9 protein-coding genes and 1 pseudogene are annotated in these 11,223 nt (G+C 59.3%); 7 read left to right on the forward strand and 3 right to left on the reverse strand.

Annotated elements, in window-relative coordinates:
* The first annotated feature begins 430 nt into the window (after positions 1–430).
* The 5 genes from NKI85_RS36225 to NKI85_RS36245 all read left to right on the forward strand — a co-directional run bounded on the left by NKI85_RS36225 (position 431) and on the right by NKI85_RS36245 (position 7,350).
* Positions 431–3,457 (forward strand): ATP-binding protein, encoded by a 3,027-nt coding sequence (locus tag NKI85_RS36225; RefSeq protein WP_352780618.1) that lies wholly within the window; start codon positions 431–433, stop codon positions 3,455–3,457.
* Entirely contained in the window at positions 3,454–4,686 is a 1,233-nt protein-coding gene (locus NKI85_RS36230; RefSeq protein ID WP_352530581.1) for a YcaO-like family protein, read from the forward strand. Before NKI85_RS36225 ends, NKI85_RS36230 begins: the two co-directional genes overlap by 4 nt.
* Before the next feature lie 2 nt (positions 4,687–4,688).
* Positions 4,689–5,477, forward strand: a complete 789-nt coding sequence (locus NKI85_RS36235; RefSeq protein WP_352530583.1) for a TfuA-like protein — start codon at positions 4,689–4,691, stop codon at positions 5,475–5,477.
* 53 nt (positions 5,478–5,530) lie between these two features.
* Positions 5,531–6,727, forward strand: coding sequence for a gluzincin family metallopeptidase (locus NKI85_RS36240; RefSeq protein ID WP_352780620.1), 1,197 nt, complete (start codon positions 5,531–5,533; stop codon positions 6,725–6,727).
* A 110-nt stretch (positions 6,728–6,837) separates the two neighbouring features.
* Entirely contained in the window at positions 6,838–7,350 is a 513-nt protein-coding gene (locus NKI85_RS36245; RefSeq protein ID WP_352530587.1) for a hypothetical protein, read from the forward strand.
* On the opposite strand, the gene NKI85_RS36250 is transcribed toward NKI85_RS36245, so the two are convergent.
* Positions 7,347–7,676 (reverse strand): hypothetical protein, encoded by a 330-nt coding sequence (locus tag NKI85_RS36250; RefSeq protein WP_352530591.1) that lies wholly within the window; start codon positions 7,674–7,676, stop codon positions 7,347–7,349. The genes NKI85_RS36245 and NKI85_RS36250 overlap by 4 nt on opposite strands.
* A gap of 134 nt (positions 7,677–7,810) precedes the next feature.
* On the opposite strand from NKI85_RS36250, the pseudogene NKI85_RS36255 reads away from it, so the two are divergent.
* Positions 7,811–7,987 (forward strand): annotated as a pseudogene (locus tag NKI85_RS36255) (hypothetical protein); the annotation flags it as partial.
* 432 nt (positions 7,988–8,419) lie between these two features.
* On the opposite strand, the gene NKI85_RS36260 reads toward NKI85_RS36255, so the two are convergent.
* Both NKI85_RS36260 and NKI85_RS36265 read right to left on the reverse strand, forming a co-directional pair.
* Positions 8,420–8,776, reverse strand: a complete 357-nt coding sequence (locus NKI85_RS36260) for a hypothetical protein (RefSeq protein WP_352532704.1) — start codon at positions 8,774–8,776, stop codon at positions 8,420–8,422.
* Positions 8,777–8,833: 57 nt separating this feature from the next.
* Positions 8,834–10,276 carry a LuxR C-terminal-related transcriptional regulator gene (locus NKI85_RS36265; RefSeq protein ID WP_352532702.1) on the reverse strand — a complete coding sequence of 481 codons (1,443 nt, stop codon included), beginning with the start codon at positions 10,274–10,276 and terminating at the stop codon, positions 8,834–8,836.
* A gap of 244 nt (positions 10,277–10,520) precedes the next feature.
* Here NKI85_RS36265 and NKI85_RS36270 point away from each other — a divergent pair, with 244 nt between their 5' ends.
* Positions 10,521–10,841: a hypothetical protein gene (locus NKI85_RS36270; protein ID WP_352780622.1), complete on the forward strand. Its 321-nt coding sequence runs from the start codon at positions 10,521–10,523 to the stop codon at positions 10,839–10,841.
* Positions 10,842–11,223: the final 382 nt, after the last annotated feature.

Raw genomic sequence — 11,223 nt, forward strand, 5'->3', positions numbered from 1 at the left:
ACACCCCGAAACACAAATCCCCATAGCTCACCGCGTGCGGCCCGCGGGTTCCTGCATGAGAGACTTTCGTACGCCTGACGGCACCCGAAACCCTTCAGCATCTAAGACATTCCGGAGACGCGGCCCTATCCCGGAAGCGGACGTTGCCAGTGAGCGCGCTAGAGACGTGATTGCGCCAAACGTGGATCGCACGCGCGCTCCTCCAGCCGACACTCCTGTTAGGCTAGAGGCACCCCATTCCTGTCGTTGCAGCGAACTGAAAGCCCGCGTTGATGATCACGACTGGATTGCGAACGGATAGCAGACGGGTGGGCTAGGAACACATTATGCCGTTGCCAATGGGACTATTCTAAGACTTAGTGCTCACGATGGAGCTTCGATAACATCCGAGAAAGCCGCGTGGCTCTCTCAGCGTGTTGCAGGACGTCCGATGACCACCAGGGAACGAGTTCAGACCGGGTCGCTTGCAGGGGAGCGCAGGCATGTGACCGCGCTGTACTATGACATTGTTGGTTCGACCACTCTGCTAAATCAGCTGGACCCCGAAGAATTCGGCGCTATGCAACGTTCGCTCCACAATGGAGCGGCTGCATTGATCAGCGACTACAATGGCTACCTCGAGCGGGTTCATGGCGACGGCGGCTGCGCCTATTTCGGCTTTCCCGAGTCCAGGGAAGATGCCGCCGAATGTGCGGTCGCGTCGGCAATCGAAATTGTCGAGTGGTGCGAGAAACTGGCGAGACAGTCCGAATCCAGCCTCAAGGTAAGGGTCGGCATCACCACAGGTGTGGTCGTCATCGCTGACGCTTCGAAAACGAACCTTCCGGGCGCCACCGAGATTATTGGCGTCGCGCCGGCACTGGCTGCGCGCATCCAGTCCGAAGCAGCGCCGAACAGTGTTGCTGTCGCAGAAGCCACCTATCGGCTTACCATGGGCGCGTTCGAATTCGAGGAGATCGGTCCAAGGCACCTGAAAGGATTTGGCGAACCGGTACTTTTGTGGCGGCCATTAACTCGCCGGCAGCAGTTCGACCGCTTCACAGCGTATCGGCGCGTTTCCGCGCCGCTAATCGGTCGCGAAGACGAGCTTGAATTGTGTGGCCGGCGTTGGGTTAGAGCCGCAAACGGCAATGGCCAGTTCATTCTTCTCCATGGCGACCCCGGGATCGGAAAATCCCGGCTGATCGCCGAGTTCCGCCGTGATCTTGCCGCTAAGGGTGTGCGGACACTGGTGTTTCAATGTCAGCCGCGCGGCAATTCGGAACCGCTGCACCCGTTTCTAGAACCTCTCAGAAAGGCAATCGCAGACACTACCGGCAACCCCGACCCGGATCGGGATGCGGTCACGCGCTACCTGCGGTCACATGGCTCGGAACTTGGCGCGTTGAATGCCGAGATCATCACATTCCTTGTCGCGGGCGAGACGGAGGGGGGCGCTGGCCAAGCCTGGCAGGTCGATCTCTCGAACGAGGAGATCAGGGCGCGTGTTGTCGAGGCCATGCTGTCACTTCTGACGTCGCCGTCCGTTCTTGGACCGCTCCTCCTGATAATCGAGGACGTTCACTGGGCAGACACGCTCACCAAAGCACTTGTCGCCAAGCTGAGCCGGTGGATCGAAACACGGCCGATTCTTGCCGTAGTTACGTCGCGCGAGGCTATCGCGCCGGACGGTTTCGGCGATCCAAACGTGCTTGCCGTCGCCTTGTCTGGCCTGACTGCTCAAGCTACCGCGGAGCTGCTCAGCACGATCTGGGAGGATTATTCGCCACCAGATGAACTGGTCGCCTTTATCTACGAGAAGAGCGATGGCGTGCCCCTGTTTGCCGAACAGCTGGCGCTTTGGATCCGTGAACGAGCGAAGGCTGGCTTGCCCGATCGGGCCGGATTGGAGGCGTTGCTTCGTGCGGATAGCATTCTGGATCTCCGGGATCTTCTCGCAGCCCGCCTCGCCAGCTTGGGGCCATTGAGACGTGTCGCCCAAATCGCAAGCGTCCTGGGGCGACAGTTCCGACGGAAACTGCTGGCTTGTGTGCTTGAACTTGGGCCTCTTGCCATACCTCTGGACGAAGCAATCGAAGGTCTTGTCCAAGCCGGGATTGTCCGTCGGAAGTCTGGCGGTATGGAAATTCGCTTCCGCCACGTGCTGATCCAGGAAGCGGCCTACGAAAGCCTCCTGAAATCCGAGCGGCAGGAAATCCACACAAGCGTTGTAAATCTCATTCAATCAGGTGTTGTTCCGCCGCTCTCCGACGAGACGATGGCATGGCATTTCGGGCAGGCCGGACAGCCTGTGCAGGCGGCGCGCCACGCTATTCAGGCGGCAGAGGCTTGCGATGTTCGGTCAGCAATGCAGGAGGCAGAAAACCTGCTGGATTTCGCTGAGAAACAACTCGCTCAGGCCGGCAGGAATGCCGAGTCGAATGAGCAGCTGCTTCGCCTCCTCACAGTTCGCGGGCCGGTCGTTGCAGCGCTTTTCGGTAGAGGCAGCAAGCAAGCGCGTGCGATCTATGAGCGCGGCGTATCGCTGTGCGCCACGGTTAAGGATCGGGATCGTGCAGAATGGTTCCCGCTTTACTGGGGTTGGTGGTTCACTGCGCCCGACTACCAGACACAGCGCGCAAGATCCGACATCCTCGTGCAGGACCTTGAAGGCTCTGCAGATCCTGAGGTCCGGCTTCAGTCGCTGCATTGCGCATGGGCGACCAACATTGATGCCGGGCTGCATTCGCACTGCCTAAAATGCGTCGAGCAGGGTCTCGTTCTTTACGACGAGGATCGCGCATGTTTCAACCGCGGCCGTTACGGAGGTCATGACGCCAAGGTCTGCGGCCTGGGCGAACGTGCGTTCTCCCTGTGGTTCGTAGGCGACGACAATGGGGCTTCCGAAAGTATAATCGCTGCCAAACGATGGGCCGAGCACATCAATCATCCGAACAGCATGTTGCATGCACTGGAGTTCGAGATCGAGCTGAAACGATATCGAAACGACCATCCCGGTGTGATTGCGGTCTCCGAAAGGATCGGAGAACTCGGGCGGGCAACGCCGGGTGTACTCGCCAAGGCGGCGCTGTTCCGTGCCTGGGCGCAGGGTATGAGCGGGGACGCGGCAGCTGGCGTAATGGCATTCGAAACCGAGCTGACACGCTGGCGCGAGATCGCGACCTACGAGGGTGCCCCCGTTTTTGAGGGCATGCGTTCGGAGTTGTTCGAACGCGCTGGACGCAACGACGAGGCCTTGTCGATACTGGATAGCATCATCGCGGCTTCGACCGGCAGTGGGCAAGTGTTCTGGCTTGCTGAGTTGCTACGGCAGCGCGCTGTGCTCCGTCATACCCTTGGCGAATCGCAGGAGGCGGTGGTGGCCGACCTTCGTCGAGCGCTCGAAGTCAGCACCGAACAGCGGGCCGCACCCCTGGCGTCACGCGTGCGGCTGGACCTCGATCGGCTCCGGCTGTGAAGTCCGACACCGGCTTTGCGCAGGCGCTTGCCATTCCTGCGAATGAGATCGGTCTTAGGCTCGACCGCGAACTCTCCGCCCTTGGCGATGCCCAGTGCACAGACTCCGCAGCCACCGAGAAGCTCGCCCGCGGGCTTTTCTCCGTCCGGAGACGTTTTGGCATAACGCGGATCGGATCGTTGACCCGCCTTGATCGCGCCGGCGTGGCGGTTGCTCAAGCCGTGCGGCCATTGTCGCTCTCCAACGCTGTCTCCCAGGGCAAGGGTGAAACCCTCATAGAGGCAGCGGCCGGGGCGCTGATGGAAGCGCTCGAAGGATGGGCAGCGGAGCAGGTCTCGCATGAGCGCATCAGGATCGCAAGCGCGCGCGTTCTGGGGGAAGAGATTCGGGCCCTCTATGCCGGCTGCCGAGTCCATGACTTCGACGCCGGCTGGGATCAACTGCAACTCCAGTGGACCGACGGTTATGATATTTTCACCGGCCGGGTGCTGCCAGTTCCTCTCCCCCTGGTCGATACCATCTACACGCTTCCGTCCCCGCATCCCGTGGCGTTTCCCCGATCCACGCGCGGACTCGCCGCCGGGCAAACGCTAGTTTCCGCGATCACCCATGCAGCGCTAGAAATCATCGAGCGCGCGAGCATCGCAGGCGCCAAGCGGTATCCACGTTCCTTTCCGGAAATTCGTATCGACCCCGCCCGTATTGGCGGTCCGCGTTCGTCGCGAATTCTGGCAAGCCTCGCAGCCGCGGATCTCGTTGCGGGAATATGGCTCGTCCCAGGCGATCATGATTTGCCGGTCTTTCGCTGCGCCGTAATGGAATCGGAAGCGCATCAGGAGATTGCGCCGCTGCCGGGCGAGGGGTTTGCGTGCGACTTTACCCATGATGGCGCCTTGGCCAAGGCACTGATGGAGGCGGCACAGGCCCGGGTAACCGCGCTCGCCGGTGCCCGTGAAGATATTACACGTGCCGCTTATCCCGAGTGGTACGACCGAGTGGACCTGGACACGCGTCGACGCTCGTTCCGGGTGCCAGGGAACGCCACCGCGCTTCCCGCCGATAGCGTCGGACCGACCTCGGGCGCCAGCAAGCTCGACGCCGTTCTCAAATCGCTAAGGCGCGCCGGAGCGCAGGCCGCCCTTGTCGTGCCGCTCCATAGCAGCACGGATCCCGATATCGAGATTGTCCGTCTCGTCGCCCCTCCGCTCAAAGACCTCATCAGAGGATAGGGATGGTGGACAAGCCGGTCATTTTCCTCGGACCGACACTGCCGCGTGCCCAAGCGGCAGCCATCCTCGACGCCGTTTATCTACCGCCCGCCGAACAGGGTTCGATCGTCCGCGCAATGAGAGCCTATCAACCGAAAGCGATAATCCTCATCGACGGTTCGTTCGGGAAGGTACCGGCAGTTCGTCACAAGGAAATCCTGTGGGCGTTGGGAAACGGAGTTCCGGTGTTCGGGGCGGCAAGCATGGGCGCGCTCCGCGCCGCTGAACTGGCGGCGTTCGGTATGCAGGGCCATGGCTTCATCTACCGATGGTACGCGTTGACGCCGCTCGCCGACGACGATGAAGTCGCCGTAGCGATGTGTCCTACTGAACTCGGCGCGGCGGCGCTGAGCGAAGCGCTTATCAATATGCGCCTTACGCTAAAGCGGGCATTGCGAGCAGGCATCATCAACGCCGTGGAAAGGCGATCTCTGGAACTGCTGGCGCGCGACACGCACTTCGTCAATCGCAGCTATCCGAGGCTGCTCGCGGAGGCGCGATCTTCTCTGCCCAGCAAATCCGCAACGGCCCTGGATCGGCTTGCTGACTGGCTCCCCCGATCGGCGATCGACCGCAAACGCGAAGACGCAACCGGCTTGCTGGCGAAACTTGCATGCTGCCCTGAACTTCTGGCGCATGCGCCGATGACCCCGCCTTTCACCCTGACCGAAGCTTGGGCCTATGATCTCGGCGCGGCCGGGCTGTGGGACGACGACATTGGGTCTGTTCTTGCGGAACGGGATGGATTTTGATCTAACAGGAATACTTCAGACTGTCCTTTCAGGAGAGGGGTGGGACTGCCTGCATGGGCGCCAGTGCAAGATGGCAGTCGGGTGTTGGATCCGCGGCTTCGCGCCTTGGAACACGCTTTCTTGTTTTTCCCCAACCTCCTTTCATTCAGGGTTACGAACGGCCCGAGATGATTTGGGTCTCCACGCCGCCTGACGCGATCGGCCCCGGGCCAGCCGACCGACGGATGTATGTGATCGACCCGTTGCTTGAAAAGCAGCCATACCAGTTTCCTTACCTGCCTCCTTACGCCGGTGCCCTCAGGCCGCCTGCGGTAGCCGGCCCAGACGGGCACTTCGACAACATTCCGCTGGGCACACCGGAGTTCGAGGCGGCGCATGCCTACGCTTGCGTGCGGCGGGTGCTCGACATCTGCGAGAGCTATGTGGGGCGCGAAATTCCCTGGTTCTTCGAACCGACCTATCCGCGTCTCGAGATTGTGCCGCGGCTGAACTGGGACAACGCCCAGTCGGGTTACGGCTTTCTGGAGATGGGGATCGATGAGGCGCGCGGAACCACGCAGCCCTTCGCGCTCAACTTCGATGCTGTCGCACACGAGATCGGGCATCTGGTGATTTTCGGCGTCATGGGAGTCCCCCGTTTCGATCCGCCGCATGAATACTTCGCCTATCACGAGGCAGTGGCCGATTTCATCGCGCTGATCTCGCTCCTGCACTTCGATACCGCGCTGGATTTGCTTTTGCGGCGCACGCGCGGCAATCTCCTGATCAATAACGAACTGGACCGCTTCGGCGAGCTCTCCGACGAAAAGCAGGTCCGACGGTTCAGCCACTCGCTGCGGATGAGCGACGTCAGCACGGAAGTGCATGACCTTTCCAAGCCCTTCGCGGGCGCACTCTTCGACATCCTTATCGAGATCTACCAGGTGCTGCTGTTCGAACGCGGGCTGTCCGATCTGGATCCGCGTGACTTTCGTGATCTCAGGAGTGAGCTTTCCGAAGAAGAGGTCGAAGACCTGCTTTCAGTCTCACTCGCCGCCAATGACGGCCGCCTCTTCGCATTGAAATCGGCATTGGAAGAAGCCCGCGATCTGGTGGGCGAGATCCTGGTGCGGTCGTGGGAAGAGCTTGATCCGCATGCACTAGACTATCGCGAAGCAGCCGAGGCGATGGTTGTTGCCTGCGAAAGCGGGCGTGCGCACCGCTTCGCTGACAGCCTTGTCGACAACTTCGCCTGGCGCGAGATTTTTTGAAGGAGAAAGGGATGCCAAAGTCACCAACGCCGACAGGCAACCCACTTAAACCGTCTGGCCCGGGCGGTGGGTCAGGTCGATCACCAACCAATACTGGAGGGAGAAGCACCATGTCCGATATTCCCGCACCACCGAGCGCGCAAAACTATTTGCCGGATCAGATTACGCTCTATGGCGTCAGGTTGAATTTCGATAATGTGGGCAAAGTTAGTCACAGAACAGCGACTTTGCCGTTGAATGAAAACTTACTTCGCATGTCCATTGTCAAGAAACGCGACGACCTCGAGCCTATAATTCCAACCAAGGAGGTGATTGCTGTCGTCTATGGATATGCCTTTGAAGGTCAATGCTACCGCAATGACAAACCAAAACTACTCATTTTTCATCCAACGTCAGGAGAAACCGCCGCGACTGGATGCGGATTTGATGACCTGGGATACGTCATGTGGGGAGTTACAAAGAAAACCCCGATCATGGAACTTGCCACAAGTACTGACTTCGCCGAAGAAATCATCTTGAATGCAAACCTTCCCGGCAACCGCAGCCCGAACACTTACGGGAACAGCTTCATGCTGGCACATCGCGGCGGCCGGCTAAGCCGCGGAGGGGGGAGCCAAAGTTAGTTCTTGGTATCTTCCTTGGCGGCTTCTTGCTTCGACTTCGAGGGTGGCGGTTGCGGGAAAGCTTTGTCATTAATATTGTATGTGGTGTCAGCCTCGACCTCCATATTCTCTTCGTGTACAAGCCAATCTTTCTCGTTCTTGCTCACATAGACATCGACACTGCCGACGTTATTGCCTTGGGTCGTAACGGCCACCTCACGTTTGGCATCACCGACTTTCAGGGAAAACTCCGTCGGCGGCGGCTCGGGAAATGGTAGTTTGTCTGTTATTCTCAAAAATTTATCACTAACCGTCACGGTGAAATATATCGATTCCACGCCTGCCATTGATCCCTCCTGCAGAAGGCCGTGCTCAAATTCGGTGCGAAGCAGTACAGTGCAACCAGTTCGGCTCGTTGTAAAGGCAGTGACTACGGCCTTACCTTTCGGGCACAGAACCCACACGGACAAACTCGACCCCGGTGATCGCCGTCGCACGTCGCCTCTCCACGATTGCCAGGATGGAGCGGATAGTTGTGCTCGATCAGGGACGCATCGTGGAAGAAGGCGGGCCGGACGAACTGGTGGGACAGGATCGCCTGTTTGCCCGTCTGTGGAAACACCAAACCGGTGGCTTTATTCCTGACGAGATAAGCTAACCTACCTCTGTTGCAGGAGCCGACAAAGCTCCAGAGATTTGCGACGGAAATTGGGATTCCCGTTCTGCAGTCGCGAGCGCTCCGATCTACGCTCACGGCGCTTCGTGGCTTGAACGTCGCTCTCATCTATGAAGCTCCATAAGCTGCCCTTCCGCTCTCGGCCTCGTTCTAGTCATTCCAATCCATCCGTGCGATGATCCGCAGTCAACGCTGCTCGGCCACTGGGCCGAACGGGAGAAAGCAACGTGCGCCGTGAGAAGGCGTTGCCCACCCATTAATCCGCTACGACGGGGCCCTCGCAGGCTCCCGTTTTCCGCGTCCGAAGTCATCGACCGACTCGGCTTCCATCGGCTTTGGCAAGACTAATAGTCGAGCCACGTACATCAATGTTTTCAGCTCGCCACTTCTCGACAGAACGGCTGTCGATTGTGGTCATTGTCCTATTCTCAACATGACCTTGCGCCCGTCGGAAAGGGTTCCCGTTCCTGTGCCAGCCGGGGGTTGTCTGCTGGTCAGCGAGAACACGAACCGGGACGAGAGTTGCCCGCAAACGATCGTTCCTTCTCCATGCGAGAACGCAATATTGACGGTAGCCGTCCCTCGGCATTCGACCCCGGCATTGGTCTGTCCGCTAATGGTTCCGCGCCGTGTAATGCTGTTGACGGAAGCCGTCCCGGAAAAGGAGAGCGTCCCATCAACAGTTTGACCAGAGACTGGTGCAATGATGGTGAGCGGATTCTGCGCCTGCGCGTAGCCGATAGCGTCTACGACGCCATAGGCAATCAACATTGTCGCTAAGATTCGCTTGGTCGCGCCGAGGGCTCCGCAATGGTATCTCAATTGAAGCTAGGCCAGCCCCGCGCGGCGGGCGCCCTCCCGGATCGCGGCAATTGCAGGAGGATTGGTGACTGGATAGGAGCCGATAAATCCTTCGGCCGAAATGTCTGGAAATTCTCTCGCCAACCGGTTGGCAATCTTTATTGCCTGAGGTGTTTCGCCGAGCATGGCGTGCGCCATGGCCTGGAACAGCAGCGTTGCAGGCGAGTCCGGCGGAGCTTGGCTGAACGCGGTCAGGCACTCCCTGTGGAGACCTACAACGAAGCTCGACCGGCCCAGCATGCTATAGTACCAGGAAACATGTGGATTGAGACGGATCGCGCGCTTCGCCAGTTCATATCCTTCCTGCGGGTCGCCTGTCACGAATGCCTTTCCTCCGGCAAGCAAGGCAAGGGTATCGGCATCGTGCGGGGCGGCCGCCAAGGCAAGATCATGTTCTCTTGCTGTGGCAACGAGATCGCCCTGCAAGGCTCGAAGCTCGGCTAGACATATGCGCGCATGGGTATCACCCGCGTCGAGCGCCAAAGCTCGTTCGAGGCACAGTTTCCAGCGCTCCTTTGCGGCGGAAGGGTCATTGGTAAACGCATTGATGGCGGCGACGGCATGCGCCAGCCCCAAGACTGTCCAGGCTCTGGCAAGACCCGGGTCCAGCTCGATGGCACGCGTCAGAAGCCGCACCGCTTCCGCATTCGAAGCGTGCGTGTACAAATTGTGCTGCTCGACGCCGAGCAGATAGTAGTCATAGGCACGAAGGCTGGCGGGGTGTTTTCGACGGACAACATCACGTCGAAGTTTTGCGAGCTTGCCGCAACAGCTAGCAAGGACATTGACGACGTTTTCGGTGACTATGTCCTGCATCGCAAACAGGTCTTCCGCAGATCGATCATAGCGGGCCGTCCACAAATCGACTCCAGTGCGCGCGTCGACGAGTTGGACGCAGATCCGCAGCTGCTGCGCTGCCGCCTGCAAGGTCCCCTCAAGTAGATAATCCGCATTCAGTTCCCGCCCGATGGATCGCACGTCATCGCGCCGTCCCTTGTACGAGAGCATGGTCTGGCGGGCGATGACCGCAAGGTCGGGGTAGCGAGCGAGGTCGACCATGATGTCCGCCGACAAGCCATCGGCCAAGCGGTTCCATGGTTCGTCCGCGCTCAGATTGTCAAAAGGGAGAACCGCAACGACTGTTGGCCCTGAGCCCTCTACCGAAAGGCCACCGGATGGTGCCTGGCCCGTGTCTTGCTCGTGTTGGTTGGCAAGCAAGGTTGCAAGCGCCACTTTGTTGCGAATATCGAGTTTCCGATAGATGGCCGACAGATGGGTCCGAACGGTAGTCGGCGCTATGAAGAGCGTCTCGCCGATTTCACGATAGGTCATCCCCTCGGCGAATTTTGCAGCGACCACCCGCTCCCGGTCCGACAGACTGGTCAGAGGATTGCTTACGGCGCGAAGCATCGCTTCAAGTCTCCGATCCGCTACGAGTTGTGGCCGACCCGGCACGGCAAAATACTACAGATGCGATCCCGAAAACACAGCATTTGCACGATGCCATCCGACCGCCAGCAATTCTAGGCTTTCCTGTCGATACGGTTTCGTAGGGTCGCAGAGCCCCCAATCCATTCTGTAACAGGAGGTATCCATGACAAAGTCATCAATCTTTGCCGCAATGCTGGTGCTGCCTTTGTCGGCTGGACCATGCTTGTCCGAAGGCACGCAATCTGGTGGCAAGCTGATTTCCGAAGATGCCACGAGAGCCGTTAGTGCCGAATTGTATTCCGATATTCTCATCCGAGCGTGCAGGAATGGATGGCGCTATCCTCGGAGCCAAATCGAGAACGGCTTCAAACGGCATCTCAGGGAGCTGAAATTGCAACTGGTCGATCAGGATTACATGATCGTGCCTGGTGCGAAAGCGAACAACTCGCCCCGGAGTCTCTCCGCAACGGGATTTGTCGCCAAGCGCCAATCTGTCGCGTCGCGCCAGTTCGGCTGTTCCCGCCAATACTGGCTCGACGAGTGACCGTTCTGGAGCGCGCAACCGGGGCAGCATATCAGGCAAGTATTGTGGTCAATTGGCTTCCTAGTCCGGTCGTATCGGCTCGGTGGCTCCCTTTGAGTTCCAAGCTACATGTTCGGTCTAGGATCCGACGAATGTCTGGAATGGGTCAGGGGCGCGATTCGGCCAAGGGCGAACGAGCATCCGCCTGGGGTCGTGAGCTGAATGACTGCTTTTGCCAACGGGATGCTCGAAAGCTGCCGATCTGCTTGCGGCCCCAAAGCCGCCAGTCTGCAACGCGCAGCATGCACGAACCCGCTTCGCGGGAGTGTCGCCTGGTTCTGAGATGGCGCGGTATTCATAGGCCTTGAGCGGGTAGAGCCCGCGATCCGACCATGGAGTTCCC

Origin of the sequence: Mesorhizobium sp. M0571 (assembly GCF_040320985.1) — a bacterium.
Classification (GTDB): domain Bacteria; phylum Pseudomonadota; class Alphaproteobacteria; order Rhizobiales; family Rhizobiaceae; genus Mesorhizobium.